General features: G+C 36.7%; 20 protein-coding genes. 12 read left to right on the top strand and 8 right to left on the bottom strand.

What is annotated here, in order from left to right; translation table 11 throughout:
• Window positions 1-10: 10 nt before the first annotated feature.
• The 5 genes from FJR05_RS18750 to bioB form a co-directional block, all read right to left on the bottom strand.
• On the bottom strand, window positions 11-136 hold the full coding sequence (locus FJR05_RS18750) for an Rpn family recombination-promoting nuclease/putative transposase (protein WP_254446978.1): 126 nt from the start codon (window positions 134-136) through the stop codon (window positions 11-13).
• A gap of 29 nt (window positions 137-165) precedes the next feature.
• Window positions 166-1,173, bottom strand: a complete 1,008-nt coding sequence (locus FJR05_RS18745) for a DUF4435 domain-containing protein (RefSeq protein ID WP_168645519.1) — start codon at window positions 1,171-1,173, stop codon at window positions 166-168.
• Between the two features lies 1 nt (window position 1,174).
• Complete coding sequence (locus FJR05_RS18740) at window positions 1,175-2,596, bottom strand: AAA family ATPase (RefSeq protein WP_168645518.1); 1,422 nt, start codon at window positions 2,594-2,596, stop codon at window positions 1,175-1,177.
• 160 nt (window positions 2,597-2,756) lie between these two features.
• On the bottom strand, window positions 2,757-3,074 hold the full coding sequence (locus FJR05_RS18735; RefSeq protein WP_168645523.1) for a hypothetical protein: 318 nt from the start codon (window positions 3,072-3,074) through the stop codon (window positions 2,757-2,759).
• An 81-nt stretch (window positions 3,075-3,155) separates the two neighbouring features.
• The gene (gene bioB / locus FJR05_RS18730) at window positions 3,156-4,157 is read right to left on the bottom strand and encodes a biotin synthase BioB (protein WP_371416913.1); all 1,002 of its coding nucleotides are present in this window, start codon (window positions 4,155-4,157) and stop codon (window positions 3,156-3,158) included.
• A gap of 77 nt (window positions 4,158-4,234) precedes the next feature.
• On the opposite strand from bioB, the gene FJR05_RS18725 reads away from it, so the two are divergent.
• The 4 genes from FJR05_RS18725 to FJR05_RS18710 all read left to right on the top strand — a co-directional run bounded on the left by FJR05_RS18725 (window position 4,235) and on the right by FJR05_RS18710 (window position 7,768).
• On the top strand, window positions 4,235-4,807 hold the full coding sequence (locus tag FJR05_RS18725) for a GNAT family N-acetyltransferase (RefSeq protein WP_168645517.1): 573 nt from the start codon (window positions 4,235-4,237) through the stop codon (window positions 4,805-4,807).
• A gap of 70 nt (window positions 4,808-4,877) precedes the next feature.
• Window positions 4,878-5,729 carry a DUF6671 family protein gene (locus tag FJR05_RS18720; RefSeq protein ID WP_168645516.1) on the top strand — a complete coding sequence of 284 codons (852 nt, stop codon included), beginning with the start codon at window positions 4,878-4,880 and terminating at the stop codon, window positions 5,727-5,729.
• 290 nt (window positions 5,730-6,019) lie between these two features.
• Window positions 6,020-7,477: a YdiU family protein gene (locus FJR05_RS18715; protein WP_168645515.1), complete on the top strand. Its 1,458-nt coding sequence runs from the start codon at window positions 6,020-6,022 to the stop codon at window positions 7,475-7,477.
• A gap of 81 nt (window positions 7,478-7,558) precedes the next feature.
• Window positions 7,559-7,768, top strand: coding sequence for a type II toxin-antitoxin system HicB family antitoxin (locus tag FJR05_RS18710; protein WP_168645514.1), 210 nt, complete (start codon window positions 7,559-7,561; stop codon window positions 7,766-7,768).
• A gap of 68 nt (window positions 7,769-7,836) precedes the next feature.
• Here FJR05_RS18710 and FJR05_RS18705 read toward each other — a convergent pair whose 3' ends face one another.
• Window positions 7,837-8,874: a glycerate kinase gene (locus FJR05_RS18705; protein ID WP_168645513.1), complete on the bottom strand. Its 1,038-nt coding sequence runs from the start codon at window positions 8,872-8,874 to the stop codon at window positions 7,837-7,839.
• 4 nt (window positions 8,875-8,878) lie between these two features.
• Window positions 8,879-9,211 (bottom strand): DUF565 domain-containing protein, encoded by a 333-nt coding sequence (locus FJR05_RS18700; protein ID WP_168645512.1) that lies wholly within the window; start codon window positions 9,209-9,211, stop codon window positions 8,879-8,881.
• Window positions 9,212-9,440: 229 nt separating this feature from the next.
• Between FJR05_RS18700 and FJR05_RS18695 the strand changes: the two genes are divergently transcribed.
• Both FJR05_RS18695 and FJR05_RS18690 read left to right on the top strand, forming a co-directional pair.
• Window positions 9,441-9,908, top strand: coding sequence for a hypothetical protein (locus FJR05_RS18695; RefSeq protein WP_371416912.1), 468 nt, complete (start codon window positions 9,441-9,443; stop codon window positions 9,906-9,908).
• Window positions 9,909-10,092: 184 nt separating this feature from the next.
• A complete protein-coding gene (locus tag FJR05_RS18690; protein ID WP_168645510.1) occupies window positions 10,093-11,928 on the top strand; it encodes a glycosyltransferase family 39 protein in 1,836 nt (611 codons plus the stop codon).
• A gap of 158 nt (window positions 11,929-12,086) precedes the next feature.
• On the opposite strand, the gene FJR05_RS18685 is transcribed toward FJR05_RS18690, so the two are convergent.
• Entirely contained in the window at window positions 12,087-15,263 is a 3,177-nt protein-coding gene (locus FJR05_RS18685) for an ATP-binding protein (protein ID WP_168645509.1), read from the bottom strand.
• Between the two features lie 628 nt (window positions 15,264-15,891).
• On the opposite strand from FJR05_RS18685, the gene FJR05_RS18680 reads away from it, so the two are divergent.
• The 6 genes from FJR05_RS18680 to FJR05_RS18655 all read left to right on the top strand — a co-directional run bounded on the left by FJR05_RS18680 (window position 15,892) and on the right by FJR05_RS18655 (window position 21,821).
• A complete protein-coding gene (locus FJR05_RS18680; protein WP_168645508.1) occupies window positions 15,892-16,467 on the top strand; it encodes a KaiA family protein in 576 nt (191 codons plus the stop codon).
• A 112-nt stretch (window positions 16,468-16,579) separates the two neighbouring features.
• A complete protein-coding gene (kaiB, locus tag FJR05_RS18675; protein WP_168645507.1) occupies window positions 16,580-16,894 on the top strand; it encodes a circadian clock protein KaiB in 315 nt (104 codons plus the stop codon).
• Between the two features lie 186 nt (window positions 16,895-17,080).
• On the top strand, window positions 17,081-18,637 hold the full coding sequence (kaiC, locus tag FJR05_RS18670; protein ID WP_168645506.1) for a circadian clock protein KaiC: 1,557 nt from the start codon (window positions 17,081-17,083) through the stop codon (window positions 18,635-18,637).
• A gap of 109 nt (window positions 18,638-18,746) precedes the next feature.
• The gene (locus FJR05_RS18665; protein ID WP_168645505.1) at window positions 18,747-20,753 is read left to right on the top strand and encodes a TolC family protein; all 2,007 of its coding nucleotides are present in this window, start codon (window positions 18,747-18,749) and stop codon (window positions 20,751-20,753) included.
• Between the two features lie 165 nt (window positions 20,754-20,918).
• Window positions 20,919-21,302 (top strand): hypothetical protein, encoded by a 384-nt coding sequence (locus FJR05_RS18660; protein WP_168645504.1) that lies wholly within the window; start codon window positions 20,919-20,921, stop codon window positions 21,300-21,302.
• A gap of 18 nt (window positions 21,303-21,320) precedes the next feature.
• Window positions 21,321-21,821, top strand: a complete 501-nt coding sequence (locus tag FJR05_RS18655; protein WP_168645503.1) for a hypothetical protein — start codon at window positions 21,321-21,323, stop codon at window positions 21,819-21,821.
• Window positions 21,822-21,829: the final 8 nt, after the last annotated feature.

The following is a 21,829-nucleotide window of genomic DNA, read 5'->3' as shown; positions in this document are numbered from 1 at the left end:
AATAGCCCCCCTATTCTCTCTCAAATTCACAATTTTTTGCTTGACAGACCACTAGTGTGGGGGGCTGTTCTAGCAGTTCAAATAATACACTGGGGAGATTTTGTAGTAATGTGTAAAATATCGTGTCTGTCTTCATTCTATAACAGTAACAAAACTAAAACAAAACTAATTCAGTTCTTTAGCTAATTTTTCTTTAATTTTTTCCATATTCTGATCAATATTACGATCAATAAGATATTTAAAACTGTCACTTAATTTAGTGTCAATATCTTTTCTTGCAATATTTTCAATCCGACTAATTGTTTCATTAATAACTTTTTCTGGTGCTGCACTTAGAGTCTGCTTTACTTCCTCTATTTTTCTATTCTTCAATATTTCAATAATTTTTATCATAAAAGGTTGAACAAATTCTTCTAATACACTATGTCCATAATAAAAGTCTAAAATTCTTTCTTCCTGTATGGAAGATTTTTCTTTTAATCGTTCTCTTATTTCAGGAATATCATTTTCAAAAGTTGCGTCATACCAACCTTCACCCATTAAAATTTTAAGATTTTGCAATTCAGCTTTCACTCTATCCTCAATACTCTGATATAAAAGGTTCTCATCTCCAAGAGTCTCAAATTGAGTACCTTTAAAACTTAAAATAGTTGCAAATTTTTCATTGCTTATAAGATTATCAAAATCTTTGAAGTTATTTTCTTTAAAATAGAACCAAAAATAAAATATTGGAGAAATCATCAGAGAAATCTTTTCCAACAAACTCTTGAAATCATACCGTTCATTGGTCAAATCCTTTGGTATTTGATGTAATGATAAATGATGACATTGGAAATTTTCTTTACTATAAACAACTGTGTGGTAAATATATTTATCAATATACCAGACGTTATGATCATACAAGTATTCGCAATCACTGTCAACGCAAATAATAATTTTCTTACTGACGCAATTTTTAAACTTTTTCAAAATACTTTTTCCGCGAGTTCCCTCTGGAGTAGGATTTGGGAAATCAACTTTATCTTTTAAATCTGGTTTGACATTTTCAATAATACATTCCCAAAATCTTTGATCATAAACATCTTCAACTAATACAGAAAGATCGCAATCTTTCATAAAGGCATCTTCTACCATTCGGTCAGCAAACATTTGATAATCTTGATCTCTCATCATATTACTTTTTAAATTTTAATTTATTTAAGTATCTATAATTTGGTTTTATTTTATAATATTCTCGCATTTCTTCTAGTAAATTAATTTCATCTGTGTTTTTAGCTTTACCTAGTAAAGTGCTGAAAGTAATTATATCAGGATATAATTGCAATTTTTCGTGATTACTTACATTTTGAATAAGTTCCAGACCTTCTTCCACTGTATTAACTTTTTTTATCAAAGTGTTAAGTGTTATATCATTAGGCTTGACGTGAGATGCTTTAGTATAAGTTTCTGCTTCTATTAAATCAAAAATACATTTTGCATCAGGATAATTATTCAGTTTAGAAATAAGAGTAGTAAAAGTGATTACATCAGGATCAATCTGATTTTCTTGGAGAAAATTCAATAATTCCAGACATTCATCTTTTGTAAATGAAGTATATGCTTTTACGCGGCGATTAAATTGATAAATTTTAGCAAATCTACTACCAGAAAAACTTCTAAAATCATTTTTTATTTTTTCTACACGACCTTGTGATTGTGTATTTTTTTCTATAATTGTCGTAATTTCTGTTGAATTATCAACAGCAGATTTAATTTCTTCAATTCTTGTTGTTTTTTCAATCCAGCCTTGATAAAAAATAGTAGGTGAATGGGTTGTAATAATAATTTGACAATTTGGATTTATTTGTCTGATGTGTTCTATCAAACTTCTTTGCCAGTCAATGTGTAATGATATTTCTGGTTCGTCCATTAATAATATATAAGGTTGTTTATCTTGTAATAATGTTTGTAATAAAATAATCAGTATTTGTTTTTCCCCAGATGACAAATCTTGGGGTAATATTGGAGTTTGGATAGCTTTCTTAATAAAATGAAATTCCTTTTCATCAAATTTTTTATCTGTATGAAAAAATAGTTTATTTATTATTTCAATAAATTTTTTTTTCGGTTCATATATAGCTTCAATTTTAGCTAATTGATTTAATCTAGTTTCTCCGTCATCTTCTTTTAAGGCTGCTTCAACTTTATTTGATAAATCCCTTTGATAAGTCACAAATTCTAGTTTTAGCTTATCTAATTGGTAATCAAGTAATGTGAGAGTTGGGTCTATACTTTTTTCAATCACATCAAAAGTATTAATAAATGATGTATTTAATGTATAGTTTATGCCTTCTTTGTTACCAGTGATACTTCTGTTTTCACTATCAACTCTGATGACAATATCCTCTTCTAAAGCAATAATCATTTCATCAATAGGATCAAATAATCTAAAATTAAGTTGACTGTCTTCAATTGGCTGAACTGCTGCGTTAAGCATTTTGAATATTGTTGATTTCCCTGAACCGTTTTTACCGATCAAAACATTCACGTCTTGATTGAGTGTCCATGAATAATTATTTCCCCACAAATTTTTAATTTCAACTTTTCGTATATACATAGTCTTTTCGTTTACGAAGTTATTTAAAATTTTGGTTAAGAACTTTAAGCGAGTATTCTTTACAGAAGGTGGTTTAATCCTAATATTCAATGATACATTACAGACCCAATTAAATCAATTTCAAAATAAACTTGTCCATTTTCTCCAAATCTTCCCTCAATCATATTCTGCCACTAACTCCCGTTTCATTAATGCCATAAATATGATGAATAACATGAGGATACTTTTCTCTGGCCATTTTACTGGCTACTTCCTTATCTTGATCAAGAAAATAATCACCACTATCAGGTTCAATAGCAATATACCAACCATAATATTTATCTAATATTTCTGGTTTTAAACGCTCAAAAATTACCCAACAACGATCAGAAAATGCCTTTCTTCTAGCTCTATCTTGAGCTTTTTGTTCATCAGTCCACTGAATTTCGGGAAATACTCGACCACGACGGACAACTCTTTGGGGTGTGGATTGTGTCATCTTCATCACCTGCTTAAAATTCATCCTAAATTCTAGCATATTCGAGTCCTCTCCCAGTCAGGGAGAGGTAATTTTCAATTGTTATATCATCGCTAGATTAGGTGTTTTTTCCTGCTTTTGAAACGGTGGACGCATTTCTAAACCTAGCAAGTTCAACATTTCTTTATCTGCGTCATAATCGGGACAAGGAGTAGTCACCGTCAACATTTTATTATCATCGCTGGAGAAGATGGAATTTGCACCAGCCATGAAGCATAAAGCCTGTTCTACTTGGGAAAGTCTCGCCCTACCTGCACTCAAACGCACGTCAGATTTAGGCATAATAATTCTAGCAGTTGCAATCATCCGCACTACATCCCAAATGGGGACATCTGGTTGATTTTCCAAAGGTGTACCGGGAACTTGGGAAAGAATATTGATGGGTACAGATTCGGGGTGAGGTTGTAAATTTGAGAGAGTATGTAACATTCCCACCCGATCGCTCACATTTTCCCCTAAACCGAGAATACCGCCCGAACATACGGTAACATTAGTTTGGCGAACATTGGCAATTGTATTCAGGCGATCGCTATAAGTTCGAGTTGTAATTACAGTGCTGTAGTATTCCTCTGAGGTGTCAAGATTATGGTTATAAGCATATAATCCTGCATCCTCTAACCGCTTGGCTTGATTTTCTGTCAACATTCCCAAGGTACAGCATACCTCTAAACCCATCCCAGTTACGTCCTTAACCATATCCAGGACTTCCTCAAATTGGGAATTGTCCCGAACTTCTCGCCAAGCAGCACCCATACAAACGCGACTTACACCGCTTTCTTTAGCTGTTTTGGCAATATTTATCACCGTTTCTTTTTCTAACAGTGCTTCGGGTTTTACCTCGGTTTTGTAGCGAGAAGATTGAGCGCAATAACCGCAATCTTCTGGACAAGCACCAGTTTTAATAGAGATAAGCTTACAAACTTGTATTTGTTCAGGTTTGTGATATTGACGATGCACTGTTGCGGCTTGATAAATTAGCTCTAGAAATGGTGTATTATATATTGTCAATATTTCTGCTGGTTGCCAATCGTAGCGTATTCCCACTGTTATTATCCTTTTTACAGTCTTGTGGTTTAATTTTTAATTAGTATAGCTGATACAAAATATTGAAATTTGAGGATATGACATCAGAGCCACCAATTCTGACAAGCGATCGCCTAATATTAAGAATGGCAGTGATGGAGGATATTCCTCACATACTCAAATATTTTACGGAAAACAAAGAATATCTCACACCATTTTATCCTAAATGGGATGAAAACTTTTTCACCGATGAATATTGGGAGTATCAAGTAGAAACAAGTTTTTGGGAATTTGTTAACAAATATTCATTAAAACTATTTATTTATCGAAAACACCAACCGATAAAAGTTCTGGGAACTGCTAATTTTAGCAACTTTGTTTATAGTGCTGCTCAATTTTGTCATTTAGGATATAGTTTGGCGGAATCAGCCCAAGGTTATGGTTACATGACAGAAGCTTTATCTATTTCCACAGAGTATGTTTTTCAAGAATTAAATCTGCACCGCATTATGGCTAATTATATGCCACATAATCGCCGTAGTGGTAATGTTCTTAAAAGGGCTGGTTTTGTCGTTGAAGGATATGCTAGAGATTATTTAATGATTAATGGTAAATGGGAAGATCATATTTTCACAAGTTTAACAAATCCTCACTGGCGACCAAATTTATAATAACTCAATAACTCAGATCCCCAACTTCTTAGAGAAGTCGGGGAGCTAATAGATAATAAGGGAGAGAATTATGTCAATATATAATAATCGCGTGGCTATTTTGGCGACAATGCACAATAAAGAAAAAGTAATTTCTCCTTTATTAAAAGAACATTTGGGAATTAATGTGATAGTTCCTGAAGGCTTAAATACTGATGTTTTTGGAACTTTTACTAGGGAAATTCAACGTCCAGACACACAGGTTATTACTGCGAGGTTAAAAGCTCAAAAAGCCTTGGAAATGTATGAGGAAAAAATAGTAATTGCTAGTGAAGGAAGTTTTACACCTCATCCTCTAATTCCCTATATTTATGCTAACAGAGAAATCATTATTTTTCTGGATCAAGAAAATAATTTAGAAATTATTGGTGAAATATTTTCTATGGAAACTAATTTTAATCATCAAACTATCTCCTGCTTAGAAGAAGCTGAAGAATTTGCTCAAAAAATTGGTTTTCCTGAACATAGTTTAATCATTTCATTTGATAATGTATCACTAGGAAAAACAGAATTTATTAAAGGTATTAACAGCAAAGAAAACCTGATCAATTCAGTAGAAATTGCCATAAAAAGCACAAACGGTAAATTTAATATAGAAACAGACATGAGAGCAATGTATAATCCTACCAGAATGAAAAATATTGCTCTGGCTACTCAAGACTTAATTAATAAAATTAATAGTTTATGTCCCCAATGTCATACGCCTGGTTTTATTATCAATCAAAAAATACCTGGACTACCCTGTGAACTTTGTCATCAGCCAACTTCATTAATTAAAGCAGTAATTTTTCAATGTCAAAAATGCAACTTTAGCCAACAACAATTATTTCCTAACAATCAAGAATTTGCTGATCCTAGTTTATGTGAATATTGTAATCCTTAAAGAATGTTTTGAAAGCATTTGACGAATATAAATAATAGAACTTACGCAAATGTCACACTAAAAATCTGTTACAGGGTGTGCGAGATATCAAAAATCTGCTTATTTGCATGATTTATGCAGTCTGACTCACTCTACCAATGTGTTAGTTGCGTAAGTTCTGAATAATTTTCATAAGCTTCTCTTTGCGACTGAAGCGCCTCTGAGTAAGAAAAAACTATCAGGCTATTAAATAGAAAGATGGTAAGCTTTTTTGTCTATTATTAAAGAAATATCAATTAAGCGTAATTTTTATGGCTTTGGATGAAACTCCCAATCACACTCATGCTACTAATCCTTTACTTACCCTCAACTATGAATCAGCCTTAGAATCTCTAGGTGATGATTACTATGATCAAGTTGTCGCCGAGGAATTTCCCCAACTTATGTTGCGTTGGCGCAATGATGCACTGCTACCACGCTTAGGAGTTGATCCCCAAGTAGTTAAAGACGAAGATTTTATTAACGCTTTTGGTAAATTTGAGGGACGAGAACCCCTGTTAGCGCTACGTTATCACGGTTATCAATTTGGACAATATAACTCCCAATTAGGTGACGGTAGAGGCTTTCTCTATGGACAAGTGCGGGGTATTGATGGGGAATTATACGATTTTGGCACAAAAGGTTCGGGAAGAACCCCCTACTCGCGTGGTGGTGACGGAATGTTAACCCTTAAAGGTGGAGTGCGGGAAGTTCTCGCCGCTGAAGCACTTCATCGTTTAGGAGTTCGTACTTCTCGCTGTCTGAGCATGATTGAAACGGGTTTAGGACTGTGGCGAGGTGATGAACCTTCGCCAACTCGTTCTTCTGTCATGATTCGCATGAGTAAATCTCATATTCGTTTTGGTACTTTTGAACGATTAAACTATTTCAAAAGACCTGATTTAACTCAAAAGCTGTTAGATCATGTTATTGAACAGTATTATCCCCATTTACAGGCTGAAAATGATAAGTATGCTTTATTTTATGCTGAATTAGTGCAGCGTGTTGCTGAATTAGTAGCCCAATGGATGGCTGCGGGTTTTTGTCATGCAGTTTTGAATACTGATAATATGTCTATTACTGGAGAAAGTTTTGACTATGGACCTTATGCGTTTATTCCTACTTACGATCTCCAATTTACAGCGGCATATTTTGATTATTATAAACGTTATTGTTACAGTCAGCAACCAGGGATTTGTAAGTTGAATTTAGAACTATTGCAAGAACCTTTAAAGGCGATAATTGATCAAGGTGATTTGGATATTGCTTTATCTAAGTTTGCTGAATATTACCAAGCTGAATATCGGGCTTTGATGTTGAGAAAATTGGGTTTTGAAAATTTACAGTTAAAGGAAGCTGATGAATTTTTGCGGTTAACTATTACCTTTTTACGTGATAGTCAAGTTGGTTATCATCAGTTCTTTGCTGATATAGCTGCTACCTTTTCTATTAAATGGCGAGATGATCCAGCTTTGGTGATGGATGGTTCAGAAATTATTCCCCCATTAGGAACATCAGCAACTTTTGATAATTGGTGTTTTCTTTATCATAAAATTCTCAATCATTTCGATCTTGAGCAAATGGATAAAATTGGTAAAACTCTAACTGCATCCAATCCGAAAACAGCTTTATTAAGACCTGTAATTGAGTCCGTTTGGGAACGAATCACTGAAGAGGATAATTGGCAACCTTTTTATGATTTAGTAGAAACACTACAGACAGGAAAGTAATTTATCCGTAGGGGCGGGGTTTCCCCGCCCACGAGTCAGGAAAATCGCTTTTTAATCACAAGTATTTAACAAGGAAATAATATGATAAACAAAAAACTAGTTGACTATACAATTATTTTACGCCCCGATGATAATGGCACATTTGTTGCTTACGTTCCAGCAATTAAAGGATGTCATGCTTGGGGAAAAACCCATGAAGAAGCTCGTTCAGAGTTAAACCATGTTTTTGAAATGCTATCGGAAGAATATTTAGAGGCTGGTAAATCCTTGCCTAATGATTGGAAATGCTGAAATCGGCGGTTGGCTATTTCAGGAAATTCTTAAACAATTAGAAATTACAGAGGATGAATTTAATAACCTCAGATAGTTTTTCTGATTTTTCCAAAACTGTGATCAGCATTAATTTCAATTACTAAGTCAACTTCTGATGATTTGACTAAAGGATTAATGAATAATTCAGGATGTAAAGAACGCCAAAAATAATTCACAAATTCTTCTATTTGTGCGTCAGACATTCCTGATTTACCAGCAGTAATCATTTGTCTTTCTGCTTGCTTGCGCCATGCTAAAGAATAACGGTAATCTGTGGGATAAAGAACTATCAAACTATCTAATTTTTCCCAAAGTGGTAAATAACTTTTCAGTTGATGATTCATATCAGAGGCAAATTGTCTATCTGCGTCTGTAAGAATAGGTGGCGGAGGAGTCAATAATGCTTGGGGAGGAATTGGTTTTATGCCCACAAACCAACCTTCAAACAGAACAATATCTATGGGATTTGTGATAATCTCAGAAGTAGTGCGATCGCCTGCACCGCCATGAGCAGATTTATCAAATCTAGGAACTATCACAGGACTCTTGCTTTGAGCAATCTGATCGAGTACACTGAAAGCTAGGTGAATATCGTGGGTTCCGGGCGGACCTCGCCAAACTAAACGGGGATCTTGCTGCATTAAAGCCAAGCGATCGCTATAAGTTTTATATAAGTCATCCAAAGACAAGCTTAAGGTCCTGTATCCCAACTGCTGGAGAATCAAACCCAGTACCCTGGACATTGTGGTTTTACCCGTGCCTTGTGCGCCTAAAATTCCCTGAATAAAAGGTTTACCTGACTCTCGACGCTGTGCTGCAATTTTTATTCCCAAAGGTAGCCATACATCCCACAATACCTCCAGCATTCCTTGAGGATCAGTTTTTAGGCTAGTTTGACAAAATTGACTAAAATCAGGGAAAACTAACTTCAGTAAATCCCCTCTATTTTGCATAACTTCAGCCACATTATCAGAAGTAATATTAAACACCTTAGCTTGCAAAGGATCTGCCAATGCTGCGGCTTGTGCTAATACTTGCCAAGATGTGTCCGTTGTCAAAATTTTACTTAGCCATTCACTGCTCATAACATCACGAACCCAGCTTAAACGCTTCTAGAAATAGACTGTAAATAAAACCAACCTTGAGATAGTTGAGTGTTTCCACCCAAAATGCTTGCCGAGCAAAAAAACTGCGACTGTAAAATATCCTACTGGTAATTTCCGTGAATAGCACTAAAAATGCAGCTACCACAATGTCTAATTCTGCCTTCTGTCCAGTGGTTGTTGATACTGCCGATCCCAAAAAAAAACCAAACAAAAAACTAATTAGTAGTAATGATAACCGTCGCCAAGGATTCAGAAACCATTCACTCAAGCTTCTATAAATTGTTTCTAATAGGTTGTTTAGACGAGTATTTTGCATGAAGAAAGAAACAGGGAATAGGGACAGAAAACAATAACCAATCACCAATTATTTGGGTTTAGCTGACAAAAAATCTTATTTCTAAATCTATATCATTATGAAAAACTTGGCTCTTCGGTATCGTAACTTCATTATAGGTTTTTCTGTATTAGGATTCATGGGGATCATAACTGGATGCTTAGACATGAGAGTATCCTTTGAGTCTACAAATCCAGAAAAAAATTCACCTATGGTGACAAACACGGTTAATAGCACTGATGCAATCAATTTAGATAGTACACCAAGTGAATCAGTAGAATCAAGTTCACAAAAAAATCAATCTACGGTTGTAGCCTATCGGTTTGATTCAGATAGTAAAACCAAGACTACTGGATCACTTCGTATGAGCAACAAAACTACTCAACCTGTACGTCTAGCATTATTAGCCAGACAATCATCTCAAAAAAGTGCCACTGCCAATAAAAATAAATCTGGTATTCCGGCTCATTGGGATTTTGCTCCCCAAGAAGGAAATGAGAATGGGTTAGTTTTATCCTTGCCTCAAGGTAATTTAAAGCTAGAGAAAGGTGATATTTTAGTGGCTTTTGCTCAAGATGGTTCTCGGCGCTATTGGGGACCCTATGTTGTGGGAGAAACTTCTTCTCCACAATGGAATCCTCAAACTCAAGAATGGCAGTTGGTGTTAGAAAATAGGTGATGGGGGAGGAGTCAGGAGTCAGGAGTCAGGAGTCAGGAGTCAGGAGTCAGGAGTCAGGAGTCAGGATGAAGAAAGAAGGAGTTGTTTGAATTTTGATAGGGAAGCTCCTCGAAAGAGGTATTTTGAATTGTAAACTGTTGTGTATTGGTAAGGACAGGATTTCCGTGTCTTTGAGTATGAATTCATGAGTATGAAATTGGGTGTTCCTCGGCAAGTGGTTGATAAGTGGTTGAATAATTTAGAACAGCGTCCAGTCCTATTTGTGGCTGTTTCGTCCCTGTGGTTGTTGGTGATTGGTTGGATAGCTTTTGGCTGGAATTTGGGAAATGTGGGCTTAATTGATGAAACTGAGCCGCTGTTTGCTGAAGCTTCCCGGCAAATGCTGGTAACTGGTGATTGGATTACGCCGTTTTTTAATGGTGAAACTCGTTTTGATAAACCCGCTTTGATTTATTGGTGTCAGGCGATCGCCTACTCTATTATGGGAGTAAATGAATGGGCTGTCCGTATCCCTTCAGCATTGGCAGCAATGGGTGTAATTGCTTTGGCGTTTTATACTGTGCAGTGGTGTTTTGCTCAAAAAGACGAATTGGAACAAGTTACTAATTTGCCCAGACGTTACTTTACAGCCGCCATAGCCGCAGCCTTAATGGCACTTAACGCAGAAATGATTGTTTGGGGAAGAACTGGTGTTTCCGATATGTTACTTAACGGCTGCATAGGTTCAAGCTTGTTATGTTTCTTCCTGGGATATGCTCAAAATCAAGCTCCTATAGTAATTGCTAATTGGCGACTGCCGAATAAATGGTATTTAGCTTGTTATATGTTAATTGCTGGGGCAATATTAACGAAGGGTCCGGTAGGTATTGTTTTACCAGGACTGATTATGATTGCGTTTGGCGTATATGTCGGGAAATTCTGGGAACTGTGGCGGGAAATGCGGCCGATTTTGGGAATGGGGATCGTTTTAGTTATCTCACTTCCCTGGTATGTTTTAGTAACTTGGCGCAACGGCTGGAATTTTATTAATGCCTTTTTTATCTATCACAATATAGACCGTTTTACCGAAGTAGTGAATGGTCATTCAGCCCCTTGGTATTTTTACTTTTTAGTCGTTTTATTGGGGTTTGCACCTTATTCAGTGTACATCCCTGCGGCTCTAGTGAGAGTGAATCTTTTGCAGCGATCGCACTGGTTAAACCAAGAACGATCTCAACAACTAGGTTTATTTACTTGTATATGGTTTCTGGGTGTCTTTGGATTTTTCACAATTTCCGTCACCAAACTGCCCAGCTATGTATTGCCCTTAATGCCAGCAGCGGCAATGCTTGTGGCATTATTTTGGAGTGATCTTTTCCCCAGTTCACCTACTATTACCCCAACGCCTCCCAAATTTTTACGCATCAGTGCTTGGATAAACGTAGGATTTTTGACTATTTTAGCGATCGCTCTCTTTAATCTTACCCGAATTGCTGGACCTGATCCCGCTGCTCCTGAATTATATCTACAAATGGAGAAATCAGGCATTCTCAAATTTGGAGGCATAATTTGGTTCTTATCTACAATTACCACCGCCATCTTCATCTTAAATCACCGTTACCGACAGATAATTACGATTAACTTATTAGGATTTATTGCCTTTATTGCGATCGTTTTAATGCCTGCTGTTTCCATCATGGATCAACAGCGTCAACTTCCTCTCAGAGAATTATCCGCCCTCATTGTTGAATCAAAACAACCCAATGAAGAATTAATTATGGTTGGTTTCAAAAAGCCTACCGTGACTTTCTACACGCACAAAAATGTTAATTACATCAAATTTGCTCAACAGGCTCTTGAATATATTCAAAAGCAAGCATCCCAACCAACTAAACCACCATCATTATTACTCTTAGTTGAACAGGGAAAACTTCAAGAAATGGACTTACCACCCGATAATTACAAAAGTCTAGCCATCAAAGGTGCTTATCATCTGATTCGCGTTCCTTTGAAAACATCCAAATCAGATAACTTGTCTTAAACTATGATTTTCTTGATTGATGTGATTTATGTGATCATCTATTATTTTGATTGATTATTGTCATCATCACAATCAAATAAATCAAACAAATCATAGTTTTGATTGATTATTGTCATTGTTACAATCATCTTAATCAAATGAATCAAATAAATCATAGTCTAATTTGTTAAAGATTGATTGATCTGAATTAATAACTCTTCCATTGAAATAGAACGAGGTAAGATTTGGGTAGCAATTCCTCGAACCGCAGTTTCCACAGAAGATGTATATCTTTGTTTTCGAGATTTTGCCATATTTCCATAATTAGGTTCATTTAATTTTTGGTCAAGTACCAAAATTGGTGGCAAATTTAATTGTAAATTCCCCAACGATTCTATAGCTTTTTGCACTTCCTTATTAATTGCCGTTTCATGCCAGCAAATTAACAGTAAATCAACACTTTCATTACTAACTTGTTGCACAACCTCCGACCAACAACTGGCAATAGAAGCTCTAAAACCAGCAGTTTGTAAGTATTGAATTAAAGCTTGAAACCACTCATATCCGCGATTAGTTTGCTCATCTTCAAAATTGAGAAAACAATTTTTGACTGACTGATCATCCTTGATTGGTTTGCGTTTTCCTTTGGGTAAATCACTCAGCATACTTATATCTACCACTAAAATATTGATTGGGCAACAAATACCAGCAGCAATTTGTAATACAGATGACAAAGCACTTTGTTGATAATTTTGATTATTATTTTCCTGAGTCAAAGGACTTAAACAAGGAAATACAGACAATCCCGGTATTTGAGAAGCAGCTAAAGTAGTCGCAACATCACAAGTTACCAATGGCAAAGTTGCCAATCTTTGGTGTTTAGTTAATTGTTGTAGATAAGTGCGAGCAGTAGAAATTCCCATATCTAGTAAAATTACATCAAACTGCCAAACTCGCGCTAACAAATCTGCTTGATCTAAATCATCTACTTCAATCACCCGATGTTCTCGCAGAGAAGGATAGAGATTAATTACCTCTAATTCTGGATGTACTAATCTGAGAATTCGCAAAGGAATATTTTGAGAATTGATACTATTATTTTCCAGTTCTGAATGCTGAAATTCGCTCGATATTGATATTTTTTCTAACAATGATGCTAAGGCTTGATGCTTAATTGGTAAGCTTAAAAAACCATCAGCTTGTTTAGTAAATGCTTGGTCTTTTTCTGCCGCTGTGGCTGTGACAATCACATGAATATTACGAGTTAAAACATCAGATTTCAGTAAAGTCATCACATCCCAACCAGAAAGTAAAGGCAGTAAAGGATTTAAAAATATCGCTTTTGGTTGTAAGCGGCGAGCCTTTTCTAGTGCCTCTGTGCCTGATCTAGCAATAACAACACGATAACCTAAACCTTTGAGTTGTTCAGTTAATTCCTCAATATATTGAGCTACTGCTTCCACTACTAAAACCAATCTTTGGGAAGAACTGTTGAGATTTTGAGAGGAAGAATTAATGACATTGCCTATTTCTATCTTAGAAACTATATCTTCAAACTCATTAAAACTAGATTTTGGTGGACTGGGAGGTAAAAGTAGGGTAAACTGACTGCCTTTACCCTCACGAGATAAGAAACTGACATCTCCACCATGCAAACGAGCTAAAGCTCTCGTTAATACTAATCCTAAACCCGTTCCTTCAAACTGGCGAGTGAGAGGATTTTCTAATTGCTGGAATTTTTGAAAGATTAAATGTTGTTGTTGTTCAGGAATACCAATCCCTGTATCCCAAACAGTAAAGGCAATCCAACCTTCCCAACGGCTTACCCGTAAGCCAATTTCTCCAGATATTTCTGTGAATTTAAAGGCATTGGAAAGTAAATGGACTAACATCTGTCGCAAGCGTAATTCATCTGCCACCATTTCTTCTAAACCTGGTTCAATTGCTAGGCTAAATTGGTGATTAGATAAAGTTTGATTGTCTGGTGGAGATACTTGTTTAGCTTTGTTAGTTTGATGATGAATGTTTTTAACGTCTGAAAAAGCCCTTTCACATACTACTTGAATTTGGACTGGAGTCAGGGTGAGTTCCATCTGTCCTGTTTCCATGCGAGTTAAATCTAAAATATCATTGACCACACTCATCAAATGTCTGCCACTTTGATGAATTAATCCAGCATAACGGGCTTGACGCTCATTTAGTTGTCCCAACTGTTGATCTACCAAAAGGCGAGATAGTCCCAAAACTGCTGTTAATGGTGTTTTTAATTCATGACTAATGCAAGCTAAAAATTCATCTTTTAAGCGATTGAGTTGAATCAAATCAGCATTTTTTGCTGCTAATTCTTTACAAAGTTGTTGTTGTTCAGTTACATCTGTGGCTAATATTAACCATAGTTCCTCAGAATTTTCTGGTAATTCTGATTCGGAAACCCAAATTTTTAACTCGTTACTATCTAAAGGAATTTTTGCAAACTGCCAAATCCGTTCCTGACCAGTTTTAATTTCAACCACACAAGTACAAATACCCAATTGCGTATCTAAAACGCAGTGGTTAGAACCGTCTTTTACAGATAGAGGTGATTCTTGTAAAAAAGGGAAAGCTGATAGTGAGGTTCTTTGTCTGTGCGTTGTGAAATTATCGGTTTTCTGATTTTCTTGAGGATTGGCATAAATATATTTGGGAGTAAGTATAGTCTCTACCTGTTTTCTAATGCCTTCAGGATCTTTTAATACTCCTAGTTGTTGCCACCAAGCGATATTTTGCGTAATTACTTCGCCTTGACTAGTTTGTAACATCATTGGCCAGGGTAATTTAGCCAATAAGTGGACTATGGATTTGTGTATTTTGGGTTGGTGTTTATTGGCTGTATAAGTTTTGGTGCTTGTCGTATACTTGTGACTTTCTTCTTCTTTGGTTGAGCTAAGGGAAATTTTCTTCTGAGCTAACAGTGTTAATAGGCGTAAAGTATTGAGGATTCCCAAATATTTACCATCTGAATCAACTAGCGCCCAATCTAAGTTACTTTGTTGTTGGGTTTCTTGATGCTTGAGAACCAAACTGAATTTTTCCAGATTTGCTGCTGCTGGTATGATCTGTATTGGTTCTATGAGAGATTTATCCACCTGTGAGAGTGGTTGTTGTAAATTTAAGAGATAGTTATCAGTTTCCGCTGCTAAGAGTTGTGGTAGTAATTGAGCAGAATACAATACACCAATTGGACGTTGTTGGGAATTGACTATTACCAAGCGATCGCACTGTTCTTTAACAAAAATAGCCAACGCTGCTGCCAGAGTATTTGTTTCCCAGCACATTGGCACAGTTGCTATAAATTCATCAAGTGGGTACTGTAGCATTAAAATAAGTCCTCAGTGGTCTTTCTTCTTGTGATCAACTTAGGCATTACCATCAGCACTTGGTTTAGATGGTCTTCAAGCCTGAAGCAATATCCTCCAAGAATATTTAGAATGGCTACGCCACGCTATCAGCGATTTTGGTTACAATTGACAGACCTCTTCAAACTAGCCATTTTAGCTATGACTTCCGGTCACACTCCGTCATAGACATCCATTGTCTCGCCGCCAATTACCAATATTTTTACCTTTGGGGTGCAAGATGTGAGTTTATCTCCTCAGCAAGCAACTATCTTCAGCAACTTGCTACTGGTATTGAAAGTCGTCATTTTTTATTTAGTGACAACTACAACAATAATTATGGCTCTAAAGATTCGTTTTAGAACCTTGAGGAATTATAATGATTTAAAATGCGACAATTCTTTAAGTTCGTTTAAGTATCTTATCAATAAGTGAAATAATGTAATCTATCTGCCGCTAGATATGCGATCGCCCACTATCCATCAGTCATAACTCTCCCTGAGTTTAATGCGTCATCAAAGAATTTGTCAGTCATCCTACTTAGTGTAAGTATCATTCATTATAGACCGATATATCTCCCACTCAAAAATTCATGATCTATAAACAGTAGATGTTATTACCTATATTGCTTTTACAAACAAATATAAAACAAATTCTCGATAGAACATTTAGAACAAAGAAGTATAAAAGTTTAGTTTTGCAAATTTGGAATTTTCTGGAGGGGATAATAACTCAATGGGACTGGCAGCCGATACCTTGTCCGATATACTATTTGTCCCATTTTCAGCCACAAAACCCTCTGCCAAAATTAGATATTCAAGATCATCATATCTTGGCTTTTAGCAAACAAAAAAAGAACCAAACTTTTCAAGATATGACTGCTACTGAAAAACAAGAACTGTTAGCAGAACTTAAAGCAGATTACCGTCAAATTGTTATAAATTATTTTATCAGTGACAAAACATTACAAGAAAAACTTGATAAATTTATTAATGCTTTATTTTACACCAGTATTCCCATACCACAAATTATAGAAATGCACATGGAAATCATTGATGAATTTGCCAAGCAATTACGAATAGAAGGCAGAAGTGATGAAACACTGCTCGATTATCGTTTAACCTTAATAGATATTTTGGCACATCTTTGTGAAGTTTATCGCTGTTCTGTTGCTAAAATCAGTTGAATGCCACAAAGTAGAATTTTTATTTACATTTATGGTTTAATTATACTTAAATGTGTATGTAATTCTACGACTTTTGAACTTTTACCTCTATATTTTTAGGAGTTGATATTGTATGAATGAAGCTAAAAAAACCTATGTTCTCAAGCTATATGTAGCAGGAAATACCCCTAACTCAATGCGGGCTTTGAAAACACTCAAAAATATTTTAGAAGAAGAATTTCAAGGAGTTTATGCTTTAAAAGTAATTGATGTCCTGAAAAACCCCCAGTTAGCCGAAGAAGATAAAATACTCGCTACACCAACACTATCAAAAATTCTGCCTCCTCCAGTGCGGAAAATTATTGGTGATTTAACAGATAGAGAAAGAGTATTAATTGGGTTGGATCTGCTTTATGAAGAATTGAACGAAGAATATGGGAAAGAATAATACAAAATGTAGGACTTAGAAAGCAAAAAGTAATAATTCCGAGTAAAGTCGTGGCGTTAGCCACTTTTTGATGAAAATTTGGGAATTTATTTACCTGCAATTTGGTATATTTATTTAGTTATTAAAAATAATTAAAAACCTTCTTGATTTTAAAAACCTGGGTTGAATATCCATATTAGATAAACCATGAATAAAAAAGAGCAACCTGAACAAAAAAAAATACCTATTGGTGTCGAAAAAATTCGCACAATGATCGAAGGCTTTGACGATATTAGTCATGGCGGTTTGCCTGTTGGTCGAACTACTCTAGTTAGTGGAACTTCAGGAACTGGCAAAACTTTATTATCATTGCAATTCCTTTATAATGGCATCACCTACTTCGACGAACCAGGAGTATTTGTCACCTTTGAAGAATCACCCAGTGACATTATTAAAAATGCCCATATTTTTGATTGGAATTTACAACGTTTAATTGACGAAGGTAAATTATTTATTCTCGACGCATCTCCTGACCCTGAAGGTCAAGACATAGTAGGTAATTTTGATTTATCTGCCCTGATTGAACGTTTACAATATGCCATTCGTAAATATAAAGCAAAAAGGGTTTCCATTGATTCCATGACAGCCATATTCCAACAATATGAAGCTATCGGAGTCGTCCGGCGAGAAATTTTTCGTTTAGTAGCACGGCTGAAACAATTGCACGTCACCACTATCATTACCACTGAACGGGGTGAAGAATATGGACCGGTAGCATCTTTTGGAGTTGAAGAATTTGTTTCTGATAATGTAGTAATTTCTCGTAACGTCTTAGAAGGAGAACGCCGCCGTCGAACCATTGAAATTCTCAAGTTACGGGGAACAACTCACATGAAAGGTGAATATCCCTTCACAATTACCAATGAAGGAGTTAATATATTCCCCTTAGGAGCAATGCGGTTAACACAACGATCTTCCAATGTGCGCGTGTCTTCGGGCGTGAAAGTTCTGGATGAAATGTGTGGTGGTGGTTTCTTTAAAGATTCCATTATTTTAGCCACAGGAGCTACAGGGACTGGGAAAACTTTATTAGTTAGTAAGTTTATTCAAGATGGCTGCATTAATGGTGAACGAGCCATATTATTTGCTTATGAAGAATCTCGCGCCCAACTTTCCCGAAATGCCCATTCTTGGGGCATAGATTTTGAAGAATTAGAACATCAAGGGTTACTGAAAATTATTTGTACCTATCCTGAATCAACTGGTTTGGAGGATCACTTACAAATTATTAAATCAGAAATCTCCCATTTTAAACCTGCTCGAATTGCCATTGATTCACTTTCGGCAATGGCTAGAGGTGTTAGTAATAACGCTTTTCGTCAGTTTGTAATTGGGGTAACAGGTTATGCTAAACAAGAAGAAATTACTGGTTTTTTTACCAATACCACAGACCAATTTCTGGGTTCTAATTCCATTACTGATTCCCACATTTCTACAATTACAGACACGATTTTGATGTTACAATATGTGGAAATTCGGGGAGAAATGTCGCGGGCAATTAACGTATTCAAAATGCGTGGCTCATGGCACGATAAAGGCATTCGTGAATACAATATTACGGCAGATGGCCCTGATATTAAAGATTCATTCCGTAATTATGAGCGCATTATTAGTGGTGCGCCTACCCGCGTTAGTATAGACGAAAAAGCAGAACTTTCTCGGATTGTTAAACGTTTTGAAGACAAACCGAGTTCTGATCTCTAACATGAGTGATAGTGCGATATTCCTGCCTAAATCTCCAGATCGTGCTATATTTTGTGTTGAAGACAAGTATTCTGCCGCTAAATTAATATTTTTTGTGTGAGGGGATGCGGTGAAAGGACAGCAATTATTCCATTGTTTCTTACCTGGTGTAACAGTAGCAGTATTAACAACTCAGCCCGCTTGGGCTACTGTTATTAATAAAGTGAATGAGTTACAGCTAAAGTCTGCTTCTAGTGTATTGGTTTCTACTGATAATAGAAATTTATTCCCAGACAATAGCCTACTATCTAAAAGTAAAGTTAACAGTAACCCAGGATTATTACCTGCTAGTTATTTTAGTCAAGGTAGTATCAAGCCTATTGGCAACCGCAGTCTACCTATAATCATGGCTGACAACTATCTCAGCACTGAGGGAGAAAAAAATTCTCTCAAATATGAGAGTAGATTTGTAGGTTTTTCTGATTTATCAAATTCAAATAATACTTTACTGTTTGCGAGTAATTCTCAGTTAGGTAACTTAAGTAACTCTGATCAGCAAGTGATCAATGGTGATGTTGAGGTATCAAAGTTGCTAGGGTCTAGTAATTGTCCACAATTACAGCCCCAGGGTCAGGCAGCTTTGCTACTTACTGCTAACACCTGCTTACCTCAAAATAATGCTTTGATAGCACAAACAACTGTTCCGACTACGACAGAAACCAGTCCACCTCCTCCAGAAGAAAATGTCAATCCTGTACCTAGTCAACCTGTAGATTTTCCTAATGTTTCTAATGAGTTGAATCCTAGTCCTAATCCGCTGTTATATCCGACGCAAGCAGAGGAAGTGAAGGTTCAAGGAACTCAGTCAATTAGTTTGTCACAGGCGCTAGAACTAGCCAAGCGGAATAATAATGATTTACAGGTGTCTGTATTGCAACTGGAACGGAGTAAGTCGGTTCTGCGTGAAGCTCAAGCGGCTTTAATGCCTACTGTGGATTTGAGTGGTGATGTGACAAATAGTCGCAGTGCTAGTAGTACACTACAGTTTGATCAAGCTAGACAGACTAATCCTTTGGTTGGTGATGCTCCTTCGACTACTACATTTATTGGTACTGCACAGATAAGGTATGATCTTTACACCTCTGGTAGACGTAATGCAGCGATTAAAGAGGCAGAAGCAAGGATACGGGTGCAAGAGTTGGATGTAGAAAGGCAATCTGAGGAAATTCGCCTGAATGTGGCTAGGGCATATTATGATTTGCAACAAGCTGATGAAAATGTGAGAATTTCTCAGTCAGCGGTTACAAATGCTCAAGCGAGTTTGAAGGATGCAGTGGCTTTAGAACGGGCGGGTGTGGGGACTCGTTTCGATGTGTTGCGATCGCAGGTAAATTTAGCCAACTCCCAACAGGACTTAACTAGCGCCTTTTCTCAACAACAAATTGCCCGCCGTAGGTTAGCACCACTGTTGAATTTACCCCAATCAGTGAGTATTACTGCTGCCGATCCTGTAAAATTGGCAGGTTTATGGCAACAACCACTAGAACAAAGTATTGTTTTAGCTTATCAAAACCGTCCTGAACTCCAACAGAACTTAGCACAGCGCAATATTAGCGAGGCTCAAAGAAAACAGGCATTAGCAGCGTTGGGACCCCAGGTTAGCTTAATAGGCAGATATAACTTGTTAGATCAGTTTGATGATGGAACAAGCATGAGTGATGGTTATTCTTTGGGAGTGCAAGCCACCTTTAGTTTATATGATGGCGGGGTAGCAAAAGCCAGAGCCGCCCAATCTAAGACCAATATTGCGATCGCTGAAACTCAATTTTCTGAACAGCGCAACCAAATCCGCTTCCAAGTAGAACAGGCATATTCTACCCAAGCATCAAATTTGGAGAATGTGCAAACTTCTAATGTGGCTTTAGAACAAGCTAAAGAGTCTTTGCGGTTAGCGCGGTTAAGATTCCAAGCTGGTGTAGGCACTCAAACCGATGTAATTAACGCATTAAATGATCTTACTCGTTCTGAAGGTAATCGTGTTAGAGCAATTTTGGATTACAACCGAGCTTTAACAGAATTACAAAGATATGTCACCACGAGGGGTTTGAACCAGTTACAGGAATCAGGAGTTAAGTAAGAGGCAGGGGGATAGGGGAGGTAGGGGAGTTAGGGGAGGTAGGGGAGGTAGGGAGGTAGGGGAGGTAGGGGAGGAAATTCTTCACCAATCACCAATCACCAATCCTCAATCCCCAGTCCCCAATACTGTAAAATAGGTTTTAAATCCTGGTTTAGTCAAAAACTCATGACTACAGTTACATCACAAGAGATTGCAAAATTTCGCTCTCATTTGGTAGATGATCCGCAAGCAATGGAAGCATTAGACTTGATAGAGGATTGCGATGGAGATTTAGAAGATGCGGTAATGACACTGGCCATTCGGGCTGGACAAGAACCAGAACAAACCAATTCCGACTGGTTAGATGCTTTAGCCAAAAAATGGCGGGCGGTAATTTGTGAACAAGAATATCGAGAAGACTTGTTAAATGAGTCAATTCAAGGGATGATAGTACATCTGAGGACAATACCGAGTTTTCCCAAAAGTCTGGCTACACCCGTTTTAATTTATATTCTTAAACAAGGTGTGAATAATTTTTGTGAGCCTTTGGATTTGCTAAAGTCACATTAATCCTGAATTTTAAAATTGATGAATTATCTTGTTGCTGTATTATCAGATCGCATCCAGGCTGAAGCCGCTGATTTAGCTTTAGAAAGAGAAGGGATAAATGGCACTATTCTCGGTAGAGGATACAAAAGTGCTGATGAGTTTGGTTTAATTGACCCCAAAGAACAGGCGAAAAAACAAGTAAAGCTCATGGCGATTTGGTTAGTACCATTTGGCTTTTTTTCCGGTTTTACCTTTAGTTTGATTACTGGTTTAGATACCTTTGCTTGGGCTGGAGAAATTGGTAATCATGTAGTTGGCGGCATTCTGGGCGCTGGTAGTGGTGCAATGGGTAGCGTATTTGTCGGTGGTGGGGTGGGTTTATTTGAGGGTGGTGGTGATGCTTTACCCTATCGCAATCGTTTAGATGCAGGTAAGTATTTAATTGTGGTACAGGGTTCGGAAACTCTAACTCGTCAAGCTACTCGCATTCTCCGCCAGTTTGAACCAGAAAATATTCAAGGTTATGCGGAAAATAATTAATTGGTGAT

This window comes from Dolichospermum sp. UHCC 0259 (assembly GCF_009711935.1).
Lineage (GTDB): Bacteria > Cyanobacteriota > Cyanobacteriia > Cyanobacteriales > Nostocaceae > Dolichospermum.
This window is presented reverse-complemented; position numbering and strand designations above follow the sequence as displayed.